Raw genomic sequence first — 21,037 nt, forward strand, 5'->3', positions numbered from 1 at the left:
GCCCCACGATGGCCCTCCACCTCCACCGCGCGGCTCGCACGGACCACCTCGCCGACCAGCTCGGCGACCTGCTCGCGACGCCGCTGCCGGATCCGTTCGCCGACGAGGTCGTGGTGGTGCCGGCGAAGGGCGTGGAGCGCTGGCTGACCCAGCGCCTGTCCCACCGGCTCGGTGCCGGTGAGGGCCGCGGCGACGGGGTGTGTGCCGGGGTCCGGTTCCTCCAGCCGGCCTCGCTGGTCGGGCTGCTCCTCGGGCGCGACCGCGACGACCCGTGGCAGCCCGAGCGCCTGGTGTGGCCGCTCCTGGCCACCATCGACGAGAGCCTCGACGAGCCCTGGTGCGCCGCCCTCGCCATTCACCTGGGCCACGGGCTCGCCGGTGACGAGGGCGAGCTGCGGCGCAGCCGGCGGTGGTCGGTCGCGCGCCGCCTCGCCGAGCTGTTCGCGTCGTACGCCGCCCAGCGGCCCGCGCTCATCGCCGACTGGCGGGAGGGCCGCGACACCGACGGGGCGGGAGCGCCGCTCGCCGACGACCTCCGGTGGGAGGCCGAGCTGTGGCGTCGGCTGCTGGAGCGGATGGCGGCCACGGGCCTCGGCGAGCCGCCCGACGTCCGCCACGCCCGCGTCTGCGCCGAGCTCCGATCCGGCGCGGTGACCGGCCTGGACCTGCCCGACCGGCTGTCGCTCTTCGGCCACACCCGCTTGCCGGAGACCGAGGTCGACCTGCTGGTGGCGCTCGGGGAGCACCGGGAGGTGCACCTGTGGCTGGCGCAGCCCTCGGCCGCGCTGTGGGACGCGATCGTCGCCGCCGGCGCCGAGGTCCGCCGCCGATCCGGGCCGTCCGCGCCGGACGGCAGTGCCGAGCTGGTCGGCCACCCGCTCCTGGCCTCGCTCGGCCGCGACTCCCGCGAGCTCGCCGTGGTGCTCGGCTCCCGGGTCCGGGCCGGCGAGGCCGTCGACCGCGGCGCCGCCCCCGATCCCGAGGCACCCGCGACGCTGCTGGGCTGGCTGCAGCACGACCTCCGCGCCAACGCGGCGCCGGACGCTGCGGTCCGCGCCGAGCGCCCGCCCGACCGTGCCGACCTCAGCGTGCAGGTGCATGCCTGCCACGGCGCCTCCCGCCAGGTCGACGTGCTGCGCGAGGTGCTGGTGGGCCTGCTCGAGGACGACCCGACGCTCGAGCCGCGCGACATCGTGGTGATGTGCCCCGACATCGAGGCCTACGCGCCGCTGATCTCCGCGGGGTTCGGCCTCGGCGAGCTGATCGGCGACGGCTCCGGCGACGACCTGCACCCCGCCCACCGGCTGCGCGTGCGGCTGGCCGACCGCGCCGTGAGCAGCACCAACCCGCTGCTGGCGGTCGCGCTGACGCTGGTCGAGCTGGCGGGCGGACGCGCCACCGCCTCCGACGTCCTCGACCTGCTGTCCCGCGAGCCGGTCCGCGCCCGGTTCGGGTTCAGCGACGACGACCTGGCCCGGCTGACCGGGTGGGTGGCGGAGGCCGGGGTCCGGTGGGGCGTCGACGGCACCCAGCGGGCGTCGTACGCCCTGGAGCGGTTCGAGCACAACACCTGGCGAGCCGGCCTCGACCGGCTGCTCCTCGGCGTCGCGATGAGCGGCGACGACCACCGGCACCTGGGCCGTGGGCTGCCCGTCGACGACATCGCCAGCGGCGAGATCGAGCTGGTGGGACGACTGGCTGAGGCGGTGACCCGCCTCGGGGCCTGCCTCAACGCCCTCGCGGTCGCGAGCTCCGCCGACGCGTGGTTCACGGCCATCGCAGACGGCGTCCGCGACCTGTGCGCGGTGGCCGACGACGACGCCTGGCAGCTGCCGCAGTTCGAGCGCGAGCTCGCCCGGGCGCGGGCCAGCGCCGACGAGACCGATCCCGACGTGCCGCTCCGCCTCGCCGACGTGCGGGCGCTGCTCCACGCCCGGCTCTCCGGCCGGCCCACCCGCGCCAACTTCCGCACCGGCACGCTGACGGTGTGCACGATGGTGCCGATGCGCTCGGTCCCGCACCGGGTGGTCTGCCTGGTCGGCCTCGACGACGGCGTCTTCCCCCGCACCAGCGGCGTCGACGGCGACGACGTCCTCGGCCGCGACCCGCTGGTCGGTGAGCGTGACATCCGCGGCGAGGACCGCCAGCTGCTGCTCGACGCGATCCTCGCCGCGGGCGAGCGCCTGGTGGTCACCTACGCCGGCGCCGGCGAGCACAACGGCCAGGAGCGGCCGCCCGCCGTGCCGCTGGGCGAGCTCCTCGACGCGCTCGACCGCACCGCCGCCGCCCCCGTGCGCGACCAGGTGCTGGTGCGTCACCCGCTCCAGCCCTACGACCCGAGGAACCACCGCAGCGGAGCCCTGGTCGGCGACCGGCCGTTCAGCTTCGACCACGCCTCCCTCGCCGGCGCTCGGGCGTCGCTCGGGGAGCGGCGGCCGGCACCGGCGTTCCTGGCCGATCCCCTTCCTGCCGCCCCTCGTCGCGACGTGACGCTGGCCGAGCTGCGCCAGTTCCTGCTCCGGCCCGTGCGGACGTTCCTCCGCGAGCGGCTGCAGGTCTCGACGCCCTTCGAGCCCGACCAGGTCGCCGACACGATCCCGGTCTCGCTCAACGGGCTGGAGGTCTGGCAGGTCGGCGACCGGCTGTTGCGCGAGGTCCTGGCGGCCGACGACCCCGCCGCGACGGCGACCGCGGTGATGACGGCCGAGCAGCTCCGCGGGACGCTGCCCCCCTTCGACCTCGGCCGGCTGGCGCTCACCGGCGTGGTCGAGGAGTGCCAGCAGCTCTTCACCCGTACGGCGCCGCTGCGCGCCGGCACCCCGCGGACCCTCGACATCGAGGTCGACCTGGGCGGCGAGCGGCGGCTCACCGGCACCGTCCCCCGCGTCTACGGCAACCAGGTCGTGTCCTTGTCCTACTCCCGGCTCAAGCCCCGCCAGCGGCTGGTCTCCTGGCTCGACGTGCTGGCGTTGAGCGCGTCGTACCCCGACGAGAGCTGGACCGCCAACGCCGTCGCCCGCTCCAAGGCCGGGCCGCAGCGTGCGCTGGTGGGCGGGCTCGACCAGCGCGCCGTCGACTGGCTGCGCTCCCTCGTCGAGCTCTACGACCTCGGGCTGTCCCGCCCGCTGCCGATCCCGCTCGACACCGCCCACGCCTGGGCCGACGCCAACGCCAAGCTGCAGCGCGGGGCCGACGTCGACCCGGCCGAGGCAGCCGGGAAGGCGTGGACGACCGATCCCCACAACGAGTGGGGCATCAAGGGCGAGGACGACGCTCCCGAGCACCGGCGCGTCTACGGCGCGGGTGCGCCGGTCGACGCGCTGCTCGACGCCGGCCTGGCGACGTACGCCTGGCAGGTGTGGGAGCCGCTGCTCACGGGCGCGGAGCGGGTGGGTCCGCTGTGATGACGCCGTTCGACATCCGCGGGCCGCTGCCGACCGGGACGACGCTGCTCGAGGCGAGCGCCGGCACCGGCAAGACCTGGACGATCGGCGCGCTCGTCACCCGCTACGTCGCCGAGGAGGCGGTGCCGCTCGAGCAGCTGTTGGTCGTCACCTTCGGTCGCGCCGCCAGCCAGGAGCTCCGCGAGCAGGTGCGCCACCAGCTGGTGGAGGCCGAGCGCGCCCTCGGCGACGACCCGGCGCTGGGCCCGGCCGAGGTCACCGACGTGATCGAGCACCTCCTCGACTGCGACGAGGCCGAGCGCCGGCTGCGCCATCGCCGCGTCAGCCAGGCGCTCGCCGACTTCGACGCCGCGACCATCGCCACCATCCACCAGTTCTGCTCGATGGTGCTCGACTCGCTGGGGGTCGCGGGCGACACCGACGCCCGGGCCCGGCTGGTCGAGGACCTCGACGACCTCCTGGTCGAGGTCGTCGACGACCTCTACCTGCGGGCCTTCGCGTCGCTCCCCGAGGGGCAGCAGCCCACCTTCAGCCACGCCGAGGCGCTCGCGATCGCCCGCGCGGCCGTCGGCGATCCCCAGGCCCGCCTGGAGCCCACCGGGGTCCCGCGCACGGAGCCGGCCGGGCGCCGGGTCGCCTTCGCCGAGGCCGTCCGCGCCGAGCTCGACCGGCGCAAGCGCCGCCTCGGCGTCCTGTCGTACGACGACCTGCTCAGCCAGCTGGCCGACGCGCTCGAGCCGCCCGACTCGCCGGCCCGGCAGCGGATGCGCGAACGGTGGCGGATCGTGCTCGTCGACGAGTTCCAGGACACCGACCCGGTGCAGTGGCGGGTCTTCGACCGGGCCTTCCGCGGGCACGCGACGATGGTGCTGATCGGCGACCCCAAGCAGGCGATCTACGCCTTCCGCGGGGGCGACGTCGCGACGTACCTGACCGCCGCCGGGACGGCCACCGTCCAGCAGACCCTCGCGGTCAACCGGCGCAGCGACGCCGGTCTGCTCGACGCCTTCCAGCGGCTGCTCGGCGGTGCCGAGCTGGGCGATCCCCGGATCGTCGTGCACGACGTGTCGGCCCACCACCAGGAGTCCCGCCTCGTCGGCGCGCCCGACCCGGCGCCGTTCCGGATGCGGGTCGTCCGCCGCGAGACGTTCGGCCGCCGGGGGAGCGCGATCCTCCCGGTGGCGAAGGTCCGGTCCCACGTGGCCCGCGACCTCGCCCTCGACATCCGTGCGCTGATCGCCTCCGACGCGACCTTCGACGGACGGCCGTTGCAGCCCAGCGACGTGGCCGTCATCTGCTACCGCCATGCCGACCTCGCCGCGGCGCGCTCCGCGCTCCAGTTCGTGGGGGTGCCGGCGGTGATCGCCGGCGGCGGCAGCGTGTTCGCGACGCCCGCGGCCGGCGAGTGGCTGGCCCTGCTCGAGGCCCTCGAGCAACCCCACCGGGCGCTGCGGGTCCGCGCCGCCGCCCTCACCTGCTTCCTCGGCCTCGACGCCGCGACGCTCGACGCCGGCGGCGACGACCTCACCGACGAGCTCGGCGAGCGGCTCCGCGGCTGGGCGGAGGCGTTGGGCCGGCGCGGCGTCGCGGCGGTCGTCGAGGCCGCCACGTCCGGCGGGATGCCGGCGCGTCTCCTCGGCAAGGTCGGCGGCGAGCGCACTCTCACCGACCTGCGCCACATCGGCGAGGTCCTCCACGAGGTCGCGCAGCGGGAGCGGCTGGGCGTGGTGGCCCTGCTGGCGTGGCTGCGTCAGCAGGTGCTGGAGGCGCGGGAGGGCCGTGGGGCCGAGCGCACCCGGCGGCTCGACTCCGACGCCGCGGCGGTCCAGCTGGTCACCATCCACGCCAGCAAGGGCCTGCAGTACCCCGTCGTCTACCTGCCCGCGATCGGTGACCGGTTCGTCGGCAAGCCCAAGCGCCCGCTGTTCCACGACGCCGACGGGCAGCGGTGCCTCGACATCGGCGGAGGCGGTGGCCCCGACTGGCCCGACCACTGCAACCGCTGGGCCGAGGAGGAGGCCGGCGAGTGGCTGCGCCTGCTGTACGTCGCCGTCACCCGCGCGCAGAGCCAGGTCGTCGCCTGGTGGGCGCCGACGAAGAACGCCCAGGCCTCCCCGCTCCACCGGCTCCTCCTCCGGCAGGCGGCCGCCGACGGCAGCGGCCTCAGCGCCCAGGTGCCCGACGCCCCGCCCGTGCCCGACGAGGATGCCGTCACCGAGCTGTTCGCCCGGTGGCGCGACCGCGGCGGGCCGGTGCCCGAGGTGGCCCGCCACCGCGACGACGTGCCGCCCGTCCCCGGCACGGAGCCCGTCGAGCTGGGCGCCCGCGCCTTCACCCGCACGGTCGACACGGAGTGGCGGCGGGCGTCGTACTCCTCGTTGAGCGCGGTGGAGGTCGCCGAGCCGGTGACGGTCGGGAGTGAGCCGGAGGTCGCGGTCAAGGACGACGAGGCGCTGGGCGACCTGCCGGTGCTGCCCGCGGGCGACACTCCTGGCGACACCGCGGGCGCCACGGTGAGCGGCGCGCCGGGCGCGACCGCGCTCGCCGAGGTCCCGTCGCCGATGGCCGATCTGCCGGTGGGCGCGACGTTCGGGTCGCTCGTCCACGCGGTGCTCGAGCACGCGGACCCCGAGGCCGACGACCTCGCCGCCGAGCTGCGCGCCCACGTGGACGACCAGCTGACGTGGTGGCCGGTGCCCGGCCTCGACCCCGCCGCGCTCGCCGACGCGCTGGTCGCGGTGTGCGACGCACCGCTGGGTCCGATGCTCGGCGACGGGACTCTGCGGCGGATCGGCCGGGGCGACCGCCTGCGCGAGCTGGAGTTCGAGCTGCCGCTGGCCGGCGGCGACGACGCCGCAGCCCGGACCCGCACCGACGAGGTGCTGCTCGGTCACGTCGCCGCCCTGCTTCGGCGCCACCTGCCGGAGGGCGACCCGGTCCGCGCCTATGCCGACGCCCTCGACAACCCCGTCCTCGGCGGGCAGGTGCTGCGCGGCTACCTCACCGGCTCCGTCGACGTGGTGCTGCGGCTGCCGGCCGCCGACCGGGCGGGGGAGCCCCGCTACGTGGTGGTCGACTACAAGACCAACTGGCTCGGCCCGCGTGACGAGCCGCTCACCGCGGCCGCCTACCGACCCGAGGCCCTCGCCGAGGCGATGGGACACTCCGACTACCCCCTGCAGGCGCTGCTCTACGCCGTCGTCCTGCACCGGTTCCTGCGTTGGCGGCAGCCCGGCTACGACCCCGAGCGCCACTTCGGCGGGGTCGCGTACCTCTACCTGCGCGGCATGTGCGGTCCCGACACCCCGTTCGTCGACGGCCAGCCGTGCGGGGTGTTCTCCTGGCGGCCGCCGATCGACCTGGTCACCGACCTCTCCGACCTCCTCGACGGAGCGCACCGATGACCGACCTCTTCGACGCGACCTCGCCGCACGACCCGCGGATCGCTCGTGGTGCGAGCGGACTGCTGGCGACGTTCAACGCCGCCGGCCTGATCGACGCCGCGGACGTGCGGGTCGCCGAGCGGGTCGCCGCGCTCGGTGGGGAGAGCGACGAGAGCGTCCGGCTCGCGGTGGCGCTGGCGGTGCGCTCGGTCCGCGGCGGGTCGGTCGGGCTCGACCTCGCCGCCCTGCCCGACCTGACGGAGCCGGCCGGCCTCGGCGCCCTCGGCGCTCTCGGGCCCGGCGGCGACGGCCTGGCCTGGCCCGACGAGCGGGCCTGGCGCGCGGCGATCGACGCCTCGCCCCTCACCGAGGCCGGCGTGCTGCACCACGAGCTCGGGCTGGTCTACCTCGACCGCTACCACCGGCTCGAGCGCCAGGTCGCCGACGACCTCGCCGAGCGCGCCGCGATGCCGCCGCCGGCGGTCGACGAGGCCGTCCTGGCGGCCACCCTGCGGCGCGTCGCCAGCGACCGCTTCAGCCAGGAGCAGGTGGCCGCCGTCGAGCACGCCGCCCGCCACCGCACCACCGTGCTGACCGGCGGTCCCGGCACCGGCAAGACCACCACGGTGGCGCGCCTGGTGCTGGCGCTCACCGACCAGTTCCGCGCGGCGCAGGCGTCCCCAGACAGGGGCACTGCCAAGGGCGCGGGGGCCGGTGCAGGCGTCGCCGGCAGCGCCCGGCGGATGTCGGTGGCACTCGCCGCACCCACCGGGAAGGCCGCCACCCGCCTCCAGGAGGCGGTCGCCGGCGAGCTGGCCCGGCTCGGGGCGGAGGCGGAAGGCGCGCAGGACCCAGGGGGCGCCGACCGGGTGGCGGCCCCGGCCGCGATGACCCTGCACCGGCTGCTGGGCTGGCGCCCCGACAACGCCACCCGCTTCGTGCACGACCGGTCCAACCGGCTCAAGTACGACCTGGTCGTGGTCGACGAGGCGTCGATGGTGGACCTGACGATGATGGCGCGGCTGCTCGAGGCCGTCCGCCCGGAGACCCGGCTGGTGCTGGTGGGCGACCCCCGGCAGCTGACCTCCGTCGGCGCGGGCGCCGTGCTGTCCGACGTGGTCGCCGGGTTCGCCGGCCGGCCGGACTCGCCGGTCGTCGCGCTCACCGAGAACCATCGCTCGACCGAGGAGATCAAGACTCTCGCCGCCGCGCTCCGTGAGGACGGCCCCTACGTGGCCGACCGGGTGCTGGAGGTGCTCCGGGCCGGCACCGGCGAGGTCGACTACGTCGAGACCGACGACCCAGTCTCGGCCCTCCGCGAGCAGTGCACGAGGGCCGCGCTCCGCATCCGGACCGCAGCCGTCGAGCAGGGACCGGACGCAGCGCTGGCCGCGCTCGAGGAGTTCCGGCTGCTCTGCGCGCACCGGGAGGGCCCCTACGGCGTGCGCCAGTGGAACCGCCACGTCGAGCAGTGGCTGGCCGAGGAGCTGGCCGCCCCCCTCGGCTCCGCTTGGTACGCCGGACGCCCGCTGCTGGTCACCGCCAACGACTACGCACTCGACATCTACAACGGCGAGACCGGCGTCGTGGTGCCCGACCGGCTCGGCCGCCCCCGGGCGTGGATCGCCGGCGCGGGCCGGCCGCGTCCCTTCGCGCCGGGCCGGCTGGACGCGATCGACACGATGCACGCGATGACCATCCACAAGAGCCAGGGCAGCCAGGCCCGCGAGATCACTGTGCTGCTGCCCGACGCCGGCTCCCGGCTGCTGACCCGCGAGCTGTTCTACACCGCGGTGACCCGCGCCGAGGAGCGGCTCCGCGTGGTGGGGTCGGCGGCCGCCGTACGCGCGGCGGTGGAGACCACCGCGCAACGCGCGACGGGCCTCCAACAGCGTCTCGCGGGCCGCTGATCCGGGCCAGGACGACGCGGCCGGCCACGCCAGCGGGGCGTGCGTTCGCAGCGGATCCGGCTCGGTTAGTGTCGACGGCATGCCGTTCCTGCTCCGCGTGAAGCTGCCTGACGTCCCCGGTTCGCTGGGTCGGGTGGCCACGGCCATCGGTATGGCGGGTGGCGACATCGAGGCGATCGAGATCGTCGAGAAGCGCGACGACGGCTCCGCGGTCGACGACGTGCTGCTCGAGCTCGAGCAGGGGATGATGCCGGACTCAGTCGTCTCCGCCTGCAACGGCCTCGAGGGCGTCGAGGTGCTGTGGATCAGCCGCTACCCCGCCGGCGGCAACTTGGTGATGGACCTCGAGGCGGTCGAGGAGCTCACCGCGTCGCCGACGACCGCGTTCGACAAGCTCGTCGACCTGCTGCCCGCGACGTTCCGCGTCGACTGGGGCGCCCGCGTCCACCGCGCCAAGGGCGTCGTCTACGGCACCAGCGCCGCTCCCGACGAGTTCGAGTTCGTCGAGATCGAGGCGCCCACCCGGCTGGAGTCGCCGGAGGACGAGGTCACCCTGTTCGCCGCGGCCCGCCTCGACGGCAACGAGATCGTCGTCGTCGGCCGTCGCGGCGGACCGGAGTTCGCCGAGTCCGAGATCGCCCGCCTCGGCCACCTCTGCGGCCTCGCCGTCACCATCGCCAACGCCTGACCCCACGACGTGGCGCGTTCCGGCGCGCGAGGTGGGAGGTTTCGGCCCGCGAGGTGGGAGGTTTCGGCCCGCGAGGTGGGAGGTTTCGGCGCGCGAGGTGGCGGGTTCTGCTCAGTCCGTGACCGGCTCGAGCAGGAACACCGGGATCTCCCGCTCCGTCTTCTCCTGGTACGACGCATAGGTCGGCCACGTCTCGACGGCGTACTCCCACCACTCCTGCCGCTCCGCACCCTCGAGCAGGCGCGCCCGGTAGGGCTTGGGCTCCGGCCCGTCCTGTACGTCGACCACCGGGTGCGCCACGAAGTTGGCGTACCACGCCGGGTGCTCCGGGCCCCCACCCTTGGAGGCGACGGCGACGTACTTGCCGTCCCGCTCCACCCGCATCACGGGGTTCTTCCGGAGCTTGCCGGACTTGGCGCCGACCGAGGTGATGACCACGATCGGGTCATCGGTGTCGCGCAGCGTGTTGGCCTCGCGGCCACCTGTCGCCTCGTACCTCTCGACCTGCTCGCGGACCCAGTCCCACTGGCTCGGCTCGTACTCACCTTGAAGTGTCATGCCCGCAGAACAGCACCGGGGCGCCGGGTGTTCCGCGCTCAGGCGCCGAGGGCCTGGTCGATGTCCCGCTCGAGTGCCGCCTTCGACCGGGCGCCGGCCAGCTGCAGCACGGGCTCGCCGCCGCGGTAGAGCACCATCGTCGGCAGCCCGAGCACGCGGTGCTCGGAGGCGCGGAGCGGGTTCTCGTCCTGGTTGATCTTCACCACCCGGAGCGCGCCGGCCCGCTCCTCCGCGATCCGCTCGAGCACCGGGGCGACCTGCTTGCACGGCGGGCACCACGCCGCCCACCACTCGACGAGCACCGGCTCCGTCGCGCCGAGGACCACGCGGTCCCAGTCGGCGTCGGTGATCTCCTTGACCGTCATCTCTTCTCCTTCGCTGCTGGGTAGGCCTCGGCATCGGCCAGGAGGTCGCTGAGCTCTCCGCGCAGCCGACCCAGCTCCTCGATGCGCCGGTCGATCTCGGCGATCCGCAGCCGGTAGGCGTCCAGCGACGCGGGGCACACGTCGGCCCGGTCGTTGCCGGCTCGCAGGCACTCGACGAACGGCACCGTCTCCTCGGCGGTCAGGCCGAGGGAGAGCAGCGCCCTGATCTCCCGTACGACGAGCACGTCGCCGTCGTCGTACTCCCGGTAGCCGTTGGGGGCGCGCTCCGGCGTGAGCAGGCCGCGCGACTCGTAGTAGCGCACCGCCTTCACGCTCACGCCGGCGCGCGCCGCGAGGTCCTTGATGTGCACGCCTCGACGGTAGACCTTGCCCCTGGGGGCAAGGTCAAGCCCGCGTCCGGCGAGGGTCTAGCGTTCAGGTCCATGAGTGCGATCGAGGGTGTCTCGGAGACGTTCGACCCGGAGGCGTGGGACGAGGTGCCGGGCTTCGCGGACCTGACCGACCTGACCTACCACCGGGCGAAGGCGCACGGCACCGTGCGGATCGCCTTCGACCGTCCCGACGTGCTCAACGCCTTCCGGCCGCACACCGTCGACGAGCTGCTCCGCACGCTCGAGCACGCCCGCACCAGCGCCGACGTCGGCTGCGTCCTGCTCACCGGCAACGGGCCGAGCGCGAAGAACGGCAAGCGCAGCTTCTGCACCGGCGGCGACCAGCGGATCCGCGGCAAGGCCGGCTACCAGTACGAGGCGGTGGACGCCTCGGACAAGAACACCGGCGCCGAGGAGCCCAGCCCCATCGACAAGGCGCGGCTGGCGCGGTTGCACATCCTCGAGTGCCAGCGGCTGATCCGGTTCATGCCGAAGATCGTGATCTGCGTGGTGCCGGGCTGGGCCGCGGGGGGTGGCCACAGCCTCCACGTGGTCAGCGACCTGACCCTCGCCAGCGCCGAGCACGCCCGGTTCAAGCAGACCGACGCGGACGTCGGCTCCTTCGACGGCGGCTACGGGTCGGCGTACCTCGCCCGCCAGGTCGGACAGAAGTGCGCCCGCGAGATCTTCTTCCTCGCCGAGGAGTACTCCGCCGAGGACGGCGTCCGGATGGGCACGGTCAACCGGGCGGTCCCGCACGCGGAGCTCGAGGCCACGGCGCTGGAGTGGGGCCGCAAGATCAACGGCAAGAGCCCGACGGCGCAGCGGATGCTGAAGTACTCGTTCAACCTGATCGACGACGGCCTGGTCGGCCAGCAGCTCTTCGCTGGCGAGACCACGCGGCTCGCCTACATGACCGACGAGGCGCAGGAGGGCCGCGACCAGTTCCTGGAGAAGCGAGAGCCGGACTGGTCGCCGTACCCCTGGTACTACTGATTCGACGCGTTTGCGCAGGTCAGGGGACTGTTTAGGGTCTCATGTGTGGCAGATGCGTGGCAAGAACCGCCATTGAGCGTCGGAGTGATTGACTGAGCGCGTGACCGCGGAGCAGGAAGTTGTGACAGTCAGCGTCGACATCGGGAAGCTGCGCCCGCTGTCCTCTGCAGCGCCGAGCAATGAGCCCCTTCGACGATGGTGAGCTCCAACGCTCGGACGTAGACTCATGGGCATGAGCGAGTCGGAGGCCTTGGAGGCGGGGATGTCTCTGCCCGCTGATGCGCGCCGGCGCCTGGCTATCCGGCTGCTCGAGTCGATCGAAGCCACTGGCCAAGAGGCGATCGACGAAGCACGGACGTCCGAGATCTGGTCGCGGATCGACGACATCCTCAGCGGCAGGGTGCAGACGATCCCCGGCGAGGAAGTCTTCGCCCGAATCGGGCAGCGCCTCGATGCTCGCAACGCGTGACCGCGGCCTTCGAGTTCCATCCGGAGGCGGAGGCTGAGTTCTCCGCGAGTGCCGAGTGGTACGAAGACCGCGAACTCGGATTGGGTCGCCGCTTTCTCGGGGCGGTTCGATCCGCGGTCGACGCGGCGGTCGCCGATCCGGGAGCGTGGGCGACGTGGCCGGGGTGGGACCGGGAGCCCATGGTTCGCTCGAAGGGAGTGACTGGCTTTCCGTACCGGGTCGTCTACTTCGTCAGGGACGACCTGTTCACGGTCGTAGCGGTCGCCCACTTCAAAGCGCCGCCCCGGCTATTGGCGCGACCGCGTCGGATCCTGACAGGGTCGTCGTGCGCGCGTTCCCGGCTGCGCGTCAGAGCTCGATGGAGCGGTATGCCAGAGCCCGATCGACGACCTGGCTGGCGGTTGGCTCGCCGGAGAACTCGCCGTTGGGCCAGAAGATCAGACCGTGCGCATCGGGCCGTGGGACCGATGAACAGAAGTCGGCAACGAGTGATTTGAGCTCGGCATCGTCTGTGTACGCACCGGTCTGGATCCGCTCGACGAGCTTGATGAGTCGCCGGCGCTCGCCGTACAAGTCCTCAACCATACCCGCGTTGAGCCATCGATGTGCCGCCGCTCCGGCGGCCGCAGCAGCGGCGAGGAACTCCTCCTCCGAGCTGAAGCTGCCGAGCTCGGCACCCTCCCCGTGGGGCTCGTCTTGGTCGACGGGCGAGAGTTCCGTGACGTCCCAGAAGTCGTCGGTGCCTTCGTCGTGGACAACATGCATTCGCAGGCTGATGTGGTCGCCGACTCGTTGCGCGGTCAGCCAACTGAGGGTGCCATCACCGTCACCCTCCAGGCGCGCCTGCTCGATCGTGACGCCACGGCGTAGTGCGCCCAGCGCTTGGGACTCGGTCAGGAACTGCACGGACGCCTCATGCCCGGCCGGGTGACCGACTTCCCCCGATCGGGGCGGCCCACCGAGAGCTCGCGCAGTTGCGTCGACCGGTGCCGCGCGGCGACTGAGCCTCCGGGCTCAGGAGGCACCGAAACCGGCGCCCTACGCTCGCGGCATGCTGATCTCCAACGCCCGTCAACAGGTCGTCAGAGTGGCTGCTTCCCTCGCCGTCTCCACCACTCTCCTGCTGGGCGCCGGATGCGGCACCGATCGCGGTGGCGCGGACGACGCCGCCCGCCTGCCCGACGAGACGTATCGCCGGGTGCTCAGCCAGGGCGTCGACCCCGGCCTGGTGTACACCATCGAGCTACCCGGGTTCGAGCTGGCGGAGCAGTCCGCCGGCGTGGTCGGCGACTCCGACTATGCCGCGGTGCATCTGCCGGTGGACCCTCCGCTCACCACGGAGGTCTACCTCGAGGTCAGGAGTGGTCCCTACGCCACCGCCCGCTGCGAGCGGGACCTCTTGCGCGGGGCGACCGGCGGCTCACCGGTCGCCGTCGACTCGTGCGAGCCCGACGACGAGGGCTGGTATCGCACCGGCGGCGACTGGCACGAGTACGTCGTCCGCCGTGCCGGTCACCACCTCGTCCTCGGTGCGCCGACGGCCGCGGTCGACCGGGAGACCCTGACCGAGACGGCGCTCGAGGCCCGGCGCCACGACCAGACGGCCACCGTTCCCGCGTCGCCGTCGTCGCCACCCACCCGCGGGGACCTGCCGACGTCGGGTGACGGCGCGCCGATCGACCCTCATCAGGGCAGCCCGGCCGGCGGCTGACGCGGGGATCCGTCCGAGCGCTGCTCAGAACCGGCGCTGCGCCGTCACGCTGCCGTCGCGCGAGGCCGTCGCGGACCCATGCGGTGTCCCCGGCAGGACGGTGTCCACGGTCGCCCGCAGCGTGGCCGGCTGCGTGCCGTCGTACGACAGCTCGCAGGTGATCCAGTGCGACCCCGGCTCGAGCTGGTAGTCACCAGAGCCGTCGAGGGGGAGGCGGGTCGAGCCGTCGGTCGCCCAGCAGGTCCAGCCGCCTCCGCCGGCGGTGCCGGCGAACACCACGATGTCGAAGCGGAGGTCCACGGCGGCGAGGTAGGAGCCGGCGCCCCCGGCATCGACGTCTGCGGACACCTCCCAGACCGTGCCGCCGACGTTGGCGAGCGCGGTGTCGTCGAAGGCTGGGCACGGGACGTGGGGCCCGAGGTCGCCGGAGAAGGTGTCGCGGGAGCCGGGCGCGAGGACCCAGCCCTTCTGCGCGCGGGCCGTCACCGTCCACGGTCCCGAGCGGCCGTCGCCCTCGGTCAGGGAGTACGCCACCCCTTCGGTGTCCGGCAGCGAGACCCGGCCGTACGTGCCACAGCCCGCGACGGCGACCAGCGAGGGAGCGGCGGGCACCGCCACCGCGAGGCCCAGCGGCGGTGCTGGGACGATCCCCGGTCCGTCCCCGCCATCGGGCCCCGGGTCGGTGTTCGGAGTGGTCGGCGAGACCGGTCCGGTCGGCGGTGACAGCACCCGCTCGGCGCCGCGCCGTACGACGCTGCGACCGCCGCCCCGGTCCGCTGAGCCGCTCGCCGGACCGGCGCTCGGCCGCTCGGTCCGCACCTCGGCTCCGGGCGACCGGTCGGTCCCGTCCGGCCACAGCGCGACGGCCGCCACGGACACCGCGGCGACGACGGCTGCTGCCACGCCGGCGACCGCCGGTCCGCCCAGCGCGCCCACCACCCCGTGACAACCGCTCGCACCGCCTCGAGGGCGTCGCGGGCGGAACCTGCCCGGCAGCTCGGTGCCGGGGGCGGCGCTGACCGAGACCTCGAGGACGCCGCCCGGGCCGAGCCGGGCGACGCCACCGAGGAGGACGACCGGGAGGAGCAGTGCCGCGAGCCTGCGGTTGGTCCGCTCGCCGCGGGCGGCCGCCGCGCGGCAGTCGGCGCAGCCGTCGAGGTGGGTCTGCGTCTTGGTGGCTGCCCGCTCGCTCAGCCCGCCGCGCAGGTACTGCGCCAGCCGGGACTGGACCCACTGGCAGTCCCGACTCGGCGGCGCGGAACCCAGCTGCCGATCGAGGTAGGCGTCTTGAGGCCCTCGCGGGCGCGGTAGACCAGGGACGACACGGCCGCCGGCCGGGTCTCCATCATCGACGCCACCTCCGCGACCGGGCGGCCCTCCACCTCGACGTGCCACAGCACCCGCTGCCAGCTCTCGGGCAGTGCACCGAAGGCGGCGACGGCGTCGGCCTCCACGACCTCGTCGGTGACGGGCTCCACCGCTGCCTCGATTGCCTGGTCGAGCACCCACGGCTGGTCCGACGAGGCGACCTCGCGAGCCGCCCGGCGGGCGACGTCGAGGTGCCGGTTGCGGACGGTCGAGAGCAGGTAGGCGCGGAAGTTGGTCGCGGGTCCGCGGCCGGCCCTCAGCTGTGCGACGACGCGGGCGAAGGCGTCGGCGACCAGGTCGTCCGCGTCCGTCGGGTTGCGGGTCAGGGACAGCGCGAACCGCCGCGCCGCCTCCGCATGTGCCTGGTAGAGGTCGGCGAGGGCGCGCTCGTCACCGGCGCGTGCGCGCGCCAGCAGGTCCGCGTCCACGGAGGTCGCCACAGCATGTCCCGGGGGGTCTCGTCGTCGGTGAGCAGCCTAGACACGACGGCGACCTGCACGAGCGCTGCCCTCGGTCGAGCCGGACCAGCGGGAGAAGTTTCGGCAGGCCGCGCATTTTCGCGTCAGATCCGGGTCGTTCCTCCGTCTACAACGCACCCAGACCTGGTCCGGCGGGCGCTCAGCCCTGCCTGGCCGGGGCAGTGCCCCGCCTCCCCCCGGCGGGGCGCTGCAGCCCGGTCACGACGTACGACCAGCCGGCGGGAGGCGCGCAGAGCCCAACGGCTGGCTGCCTGCGGTACACCCCGGGGCCGGGCGCGCCCGACACGTACCCTTGCCGCCGTGCCCCAGATCGTGGTCCTCACCGGCGCCGGCATCTCCGCGGAGAGCGGCGTGCCGACGTTCCGCGACGCCGACGGACTCTGGGAGGGCCACAGCGTCGAGGACGTCGCCACGCCGGAGGCGTTCGAGCGGGACCGGGCGACGGTGCAGCGGTTCTACGACGAGCGGCGTGCTGCTCTGGGCCGCGTGCAGCCGAACGCGGCCCACCGGGCGTTGGCGCGGCTGGAGGCGGAGGTCGGTGACCGGCTGCTGGTGATCACCCAGAACATCGACGACCTGCACGAGCGGGCGGGCTCCCGCAACGTGCTCCACATGCACGGCGAGCTGCGGAAGGCGCTCTGCCGCGCCTGCCAGGGCCGGTACGAGTGGGACGGGCCGCTGGTCGACGATCCGCCCTGCCCCGGCTGCGGCGAGCCCGACCTTCGTCCCGACGTGGTCTGGTTCGGCGAGATGCCCTACGAGATGGACCGGATCGCCGAGGCGCTCGCCCGGACGGAGGTCTTCGTCTCGATCGGCACGTCGGGAGCCGTCTATCCGGCTGCCGGCTTCGTCCAGCATGCGCTCGTGTACGGCGCCCGCACCCTCGAGCTCAACCTGGAGCCGAGCGAGGGCAGCCACCTCTTTCACGAGTCCCGGCACGGTCGCGCCGGAGAGCTGGTGCCGGTGTGGGTGCAGGAGGTGCTGGGCGGCTGAGGCCGCGTCGGCACGGTCAGGAGGGGCTCGTGGCTCCGCGGGCGAGCTCCTCGTCGAGGATGGCGGTCAGCCGCTCCCGCTCCCCGTCGAGGGCGAGCGGGCCGAGCCAGTCGAGCAGCGTCGCCCGGAAGAGCTGGCCGCTGCTGATCACCCGTGGGTCGCAGTGCCCGGTCGACTCGAGCGTCACCACGCCGTAGAGGGCCGACCAGGAGCGCATGTAGATCCAGAGGATGCCGCGGTCCTCCTGCGGGATGTGGTCGACCTTGGCGGGGATGAGCGGCTCGAGCACCGCCTCCCGGACCACGGGGTCGAGCTCGTCGAGGCTCGGGTAGGGGAACTGGTAGAGCTCCCAGATCTCCCACAGCAGGTCGGTGAAGTAGTGGCCGGAGGTCGACACCGTCAGCAGCTCGCGCCGGCCCATGTCCTCCTCGGCGATGGGGTTGGCGAAGATCAGCCGGAACTGCCGCGGCTTGGTCAGCGCCCAGCGGCGGAAGGCCACGCACGCCACCGTGAGCCGAGCGGCCGGGTCGGTCGCGGGGAAGCGCTCCGCGTCGGCGGCCCACGCGGCCGTGGCCGCCCGGTCCAGCTCGAAGGCGACCAGGTCCACCAGCTGCTGGTAGTTCGACACGTACCGGTACAGCGCCGGCGCGGTCATTCCCATCCGTGTCGCCACCGCCCGGAGGGAGAGGTCGGCGCCCTCGTCGAGCAGCTGGGCCGACACGCTGACGATCTCGTCGTACGTCGCCTCGCGCTGTCGTTCGCGGCGGGTGACGGGCACGCGCAGATGCGGCACGGGACTCCTCGGGGACGTTCCGGTCGGGGCTTGACGCCCCGAGTTTACACCGTTTACGGTGAATCCTGTTAACGCACCTGATGCGTCTTCACCTGGGTCACGAGGAGTCACGATGATCGAGCGATGGGGCGGACTCGTCGTCCGCAGGGCACTGGCCGTGCTGCTGGTCGGCCTCGGGGTGACGGCGCTGGCGGCGCTCGCCGGGGTGGGCCTGGAGGACAAACTGGCAGCGGGAGGGTTCGCCGACCCGGCGAGCGAGTCGTCGCGCGAGCTCGATCTCGAGCGGGAGTCCTTCGGTAACCAGGCGATCGACACCATCGTGATCTTCACCAGCGACGACCTCGAGGTCGACGACCCCGCGTTCCGCTCCGAGGTCGAGCAGACCCTCGCCGCCGTGCCCGACGGCATCGTCGCGTCGGCCCACACCTGGTACGAGACCCAGGACCCGGCCATGGTCAGCCGCGACCGCAAGGCCACGGCGGTCTACGTCTCGCTCGTCGGCGAGGACCAGAACGACTTCATGGACTCCTACGATGCTTTCCGGCCGGAGGTGGAGAGGAGTGAGCTCGACACCGACTTCGCCGGCGCCTACGCCGTCTACAGCGACGTCAACGAGGAGACCAAGGCCGACCTGCTCCGGGCGGAGATCGTGTCGCTGCCGGTGGTCCTGCTGCTCTCACTGATCATCTTCCGCAGCGTCGTCGCAGCCCTGATGCCGGTGCTCGTCGGAGTGGTGGCCGTGATGGGCGCCCGCGCGACCATCGCCGGCCTCAACGGGCTGGTCGAGGTCTCGATCTTCGCCCCCAACATCATCACGCTGCTGGGCCTCGGCCTCGCCATCGACTATGCGCTCTTCGTGGTCTCCCGGTTCCGGGAGGAGATCGCCCTGACGCCCGACGACACCCACCGCGCGCTCGTCCGGACCATGGCGACCGCTGGGCGCACGGTCGCCTTCTCCGCCCTCACGGTGGCAGCTGCGATGAGCTCGCTGCTGGTCTTCCCGCAGACCTTCCTCAAGTCGATCGGGTACGGCGGCATCGCGGCGGTGCTGATCGCGATGGTCGCCGCGCTCACGGTGCTGCCGGCCACGCTGGTGCTGCTCGGCAAGCGCATCGACGCGGGTCGCATCCCGTTCCTCCGCGGGTCGACCGCCGTCGAGTCGGACCACGGAGCGTGGGCGCGCCTGGCCCGCGCCGTGATGCGCCGCCCGGTCGTCGTGGTGGTGGCCGTGGCGGTGGTGCTGCTGGCTGTCGCGTCGCCGTTCCTCGGCGTCAAGTGGGGCAGCGTCGACTACCGCGTGCTGCCCGCCGACACCGCGTCCTACCAGGCGACCGAGCGGCTCAACACCGAGTTCGGGCCCGAGCGCTCGACCGCCAACGTGCTGCTGCGCGGGGCGAGCGAGGCCGACGCAGCGGCGTACAGCCGAGACCTCCAGGGCGTGGCCGGCGTGGTCGACGTACGACCGGTCGCGTCGGCGGGTGACACCGTGCTGCTGCGCGCCGCCTGGGAGGGCAACAGCCAGACCGACCGCTCGCAGGACATCGTCCGCGACCTGCGGGCGGTGGACAGTCCGGACGGCACCGAGGCGATGGTCGGCGGCCTCACCGCCGAGACCGTGGACCTGGCGGAGTCGGTGGCCGACCACCTCCCGCTGATGGGCGGGATCGTCGTGGCCGTGATGCTGCTGCTGCTCTTCCTGGCCTTCGGGTCGGTGGTCCTGCCGGTCAAGGCGGTGGTGATGAACGCCTTCTCGATCACGGCCTCCTTCGGCGTGGTCACCTGGATCTTCAGCGACGGGAACCTGAGCGACCTGCTCGGCTTCACGCCGCAGGGCTTCCTCGACCTGACCAACCCGATCGTGATGCTGGCCGTGCTCTTCGGGATCTCGATGGACTACGAGGTGTTCCTGCTCTCCCGGGTGCGGGAGCAGTGGGACGCCACCGGCGACAACGACCTGGCCGTGGCGACCGGTGTGCAGAAGACCGGCCGGATCATCACCAGCGCCGCGCTCCTGCTCGGTGTCGTCATCGGTGCCTTCAGCCTCAGCGGCGTGGTGTTCATGAAGATGATGGGCATCGGGATGCTGGTCGCGATCCTCGTCGACGCCACCGTCGTCCGGGCGCTCCTCGTGCCGGCGACGATGAAACTCCTCGGCCGGTGGAACTGGTGGGCGCCCGGCCCCCTCGCCCGCTGGTGGGACCGCTTCGGCTTCCGCGAGGACCACGCCCAGCCCGCGGCCGACCCCGACGGTCGGGAGGACCGGGTTCCGGCGGGGGTCTGAGGGTGGGCGCTCGCGGAGCCGGCATGTAACTCGGTGTTCGGTTCTCTACCACGGGGCTGTGACCGGTCATGACCCCGTGGTAGATGCCCGAACACCGAGGTGGACGACCGAACACCGAGTTACATGCCGCCCGCCCGAACACCGAGTTACAAGCCCCACCACAGCCCTCCCCGCCCGGCCCACCCACTCCCGGCGTCGGGTAGAAACGACGTGTGGCCCCCTCCTCCGCTCCCGGCTATCCGGGTCCCGGCGCGCGGATCGGCCGGTTCCGGATCATGGAGCAGCTCGGCCAGGGCGGCATGGGGGTCGTCTTCCGCGCGATGGAGGAGAACCTCGGCCGGGAGGTGGCCCTCAAGGTCATCGCGCCGCTGTTCGCCCACGACCCGGAGTTCCGCGCGCGGTTCACCCGCGAGGCGCAGGCGCAGGCCTCGCTCGAGTCGGTCCACGTGGTGGCGGTCTACGCGCACGGCGAGGAGGACGGCTACCTCTACATCGCGACCCAGCTGATCCCCGGCGGCGACCTCGGCGAGCTGATCCGCACCGAGGGCACCCCCAGCCTGGTGGACGCCCTCGACGTGATCGAGCAGGTGGCCAGCGGCCTCGCCGACGCGCACGCGGCCGGTTTGGTGCACCGGGACATCAAGCCGGGCAACGTCCTGGTCCGGCGCCGCCCCGGCGCCTACCGCGCCTACCTCGCCGACTTCGGCATCGCCCGCCGGATGAACGCCGATGCGACCCGGTTCAGCGCCACCGTGGCGGGGACGCCCGCCTACATGGCGCCCGAGCTGCACGGCGGTGCCAAGGCGAGCGTGGTGACCGACATCTACGCCCTCGGCTGCGTGCTCTGGGTCGCGCTGACCGGCACCCCGCCCTACCAGGCCAGGTCGGAGTACGAGCTCGTGGCGGCCCACCTGCGGGAGCCGGTGCCGCAGCTGGCCGGGGAGAGCCCGATGGTCCACGCCGCCAACCGGATCCTGCGGATCGCGATGGCCAAGGAGCCGTCCGAGCGCTACTCGACCGCTGCCGAGATGGGTGCCGACCTCCAGGCGGCGCTGCGGATGCCGGTCGCGCCCGGGGTCGCCGTACCCCAGGGCAAGGGACGTACGGCGATCCGCCCGGTCCGGCATGAGCCCGCCGGCGCCGAGCGCGCGACCCGCGACCGTCGGGCGCCGCAGCACCCGGCCGGGTCCCACCCGGCCGCACCCGACCCGGCCGCACCCGACCCGGCCGGACCCGACCCGGCCGCA

Annotated in this window: 17 protein-coding genes; 10 read left to right on the top strand and 7 right to left on the bottom strand. The window is 73.6% G+C overall.

Annotated elements, in window-relative coordinates; all coding sequences use genetic code 11:
- Positions 1 to 8 precede the first annotated feature (8 nt).
- The 4 genes from recC (at position 9) to ACPOLA_RS04065 (ending at position 9,385) form a co-directional block, all read left to right on the top strand.
- A complete protein-coding gene (gene recC / locus ACPOLA_RS04050; RefSeq protein WP_435769110.1) occupies positions 9 to 3,404 on the top strand; it encodes an exodeoxyribonuclease V subunit gamma in 3,396 nt (1,131 codons plus the stop codon).
- Complete coding sequence (locus tag ACPOLA_RS04055; RefSeq protein WP_435769111.1) at positions 3,404 to 6,808, top strand: UvrD-helicase domain-containing protein; 3,405 nt, start codon at positions 3,404 to 3,406, stop codon at positions 6,806 to 6,808. The genes recC and ACPOLA_RS04055 overlap by 1 nt, the downstream gene beginning before the upstream one ends.
- A complete protein-coding gene (recD, locus tag ACPOLA_RS04060) occupies positions 6,805 to 8,697 on the top strand; it encodes an exodeoxyribonuclease V subunit alpha (protein ID WP_435769112.1) in 1,893 nt (630 codons plus the stop codon). The genes ACPOLA_RS04055 and recD overlap by 4 nt, the downstream gene beginning before the upstream one ends.
- Before the next feature lie 88 nt (positions 8,698 to 8,785).
- Entirely contained in the window at positions 8,786 to 9,385 is a 600-nt protein-coding gene (locus ACPOLA_RS04065; protein ID WP_435769126.1) for an ACT domain-containing protein, read from the top strand.
- A gap of 111 nt (positions 9,386 to 9,496) precedes the next feature.
- Here the strand turns inward: ACPOLA_RS04065 and ACPOLA_RS04070 are convergent, their stop codons facing one another.
- The 3 genes from ACPOLA_RS04070 to ACPOLA_RS04080 are packed head-to-tail and all read right to left on the bottom strand — an operon-like array spanning position 9,497 to position 10,679.
- The gene (locus tag ACPOLA_RS04070; RefSeq protein WP_435769113.1) at positions 9,497 to 9,943 is read right to left on the bottom strand and encodes a nitroreductase family deazaflavin-dependent oxidoreductase; all 447 of its coding nucleotides are present in this window, start codon (positions 9,941 to 9,943) and stop codon (positions 9,497 to 9,499) included.
- Positions 9,944 to 9,981: 38 nt separating this feature from the next.
- Positions 9,982 to 10,308, bottom strand: coding sequence for a thioredoxin family protein (locus ACPOLA_RS04075; RefSeq protein ID WP_435769114.1), 327 nt, complete (start codon positions 10,306 to 10,308; stop codon positions 9,982 to 9,984).
- Positions 10,305 to 10,679 carry a MerR family transcriptional regulator gene (locus tag ACPOLA_RS04080; RefSeq protein WP_435769115.1) on the bottom strand — a complete coding sequence of 125 codons (375 nt, stop codon included), beginning with the start codon at positions 10,677 to 10,679 and terminating at the stop codon, positions 10,305 to 10,307. Before ACPOLA_RS04080 ends, ACPOLA_RS04075 begins: the two co-directional genes overlap by 4 nt.
- A 72-nt stretch (positions 10,680 to 10,751) precedes the next feature.
- Between ACPOLA_RS04080 and ACPOLA_RS04085 the strand changes: the two genes are divergently transcribed.
- Together ACPOLA_RS04085 and ACPOLA_RS04090 are read left to right on the top strand one after the other, a co-directional pair.
- On the top strand, positions 10,752 to 11,696 hold the full coding sequence (locus tag ACPOLA_RS04085; RefSeq protein WP_435769116.1) for a 1,4-dihydroxy-2-naphthoyl-CoA synthase: 945 nt from the start codon (positions 10,752 to 10,754) through the stop codon (positions 11,694 to 11,696).
- 232 nt (positions 11,697 to 11,928) lie between these two features.
- A complete protein-coding gene (locus ACPOLA_RS04090) occupies positions 11,929 to 12,165 on the top strand; it encodes an addiction module protein (RefSeq protein ID WP_435769117.1) in 237 nt (78 codons plus the stop codon).
- A 348-nt stretch (positions 12,166 to 12,513) separates the two neighbouring features.
- On the opposite strand, the gene ACPOLA_RS04095 is transcribed toward ACPOLA_RS04090, so the two are convergent.
- Positions 12,514 to 13,071 carry a bacteriocin immunity protein gene (locus ACPOLA_RS04095; RefSeq protein WP_435769118.1) on the bottom strand — a complete coding sequence of 186 codons (558 nt, stop codon included), beginning with the start codon at positions 13,069 to 13,071 and terminating at the stop codon, positions 12,514 to 12,516.
- Positions 13,072 to 13,216: 145 nt separating this feature from the next.
- Here ACPOLA_RS04095 and ACPOLA_RS04100 point away from each other — a divergent pair, with 145 nt between their 5' ends.
- Positions 13,217 to 13,876: a hypothetical protein gene (locus tag ACPOLA_RS04100; protein WP_435769119.1), complete on the top strand. Its 660-nt coding sequence runs from the start codon at positions 13,217 to 13,219 to the stop codon at positions 13,874 to 13,876.
- Positions 13,877 to 13,900: 24 nt separating this feature from the next.
- On the opposite strand, the gene ACPOLA_RS04105 is transcribed toward ACPOLA_RS04100, so the two are convergent.
- Positions 13,901 to 14,779 carry a hypothetical protein gene (locus ACPOLA_RS04105; protein ID WP_435769127.1) on the bottom strand — a complete coding sequence of 293 codons (879 nt, stop codon included), beginning with the start codon at positions 14,777 to 14,779 and terminating at the stop codon, positions 13,901 to 13,903.
- A 287-nt stretch (positions 14,780 to 15,066) separates the two neighbouring features.
- Complete coding sequence (locus ACPOLA_RS04110) at positions 15,067 to 15,684, bottom strand: RNA polymerase sigma factor (protein ID WP_435769120.1); 618 nt, start codon at positions 15,682 to 15,684, stop codon at positions 15,067 to 15,069.
- A gap of 339 nt (positions 15,685 to 16,023) precedes the next feature.
- Between ACPOLA_RS04110 and ACPOLA_RS04115 the strand changes: the two genes are divergently transcribed.
- Positions 16,024 to 16,716, top strand: a complete 693-nt coding sequence (locus ACPOLA_RS04115; protein ID WP_435769121.1) for an NAD-dependent deacylase — start codon at positions 16,024 to 16,026, stop codon at positions 16,714 to 16,716.
- Between the two features lie 16 nt (positions 16,717 to 16,732).
- Here the strand turns inward: ACPOLA_RS04115 and ACPOLA_RS04120 are convergent, their stop codons facing one another.
- Positions 16,733 to 17,509 (bottom strand): TetR/AcrR family transcriptional regulator, encoded by a 777-nt coding sequence (locus tag ACPOLA_RS04120; RefSeq protein WP_435769122.1) that lies wholly within the window; start codon positions 17,507 to 17,509, stop codon positions 16,733 to 16,735.
- A gap of 112 nt (positions 17,510 to 17,621) precedes the next feature.
- Here ACPOLA_RS04120 and ACPOLA_RS04125 point away from each other — a divergent pair, with 112 nt between their 5' ends.
- Positions 17,622 to 19,790: an MMPL family transporter gene (locus ACPOLA_RS04125; protein WP_435769123.1), complete on the top strand. Its 2,169-nt coding sequence runs from the start codon at positions 17,622 to 17,624 to the stop codon at positions 19,788 to 19,790.
- A gap of 212 nt (positions 19,791 to 20,002) precedes the next feature.
- Positions 20,003 to 21,037: serine/threonine-protein kinase (locus ACPOLA_RS04130; protein WP_435769124.1), on the top strand; the 1,035-nt coding region annotated here is incomplete at its 3' end.

This window comes from Nocardioides proteolyticus (assembly GCF_051280635.3).
GTDB lineage: Bacteria > Actinomycetota > Actinomycetes > Propionibacteriales > Nocardioidaceae > Nocardioides.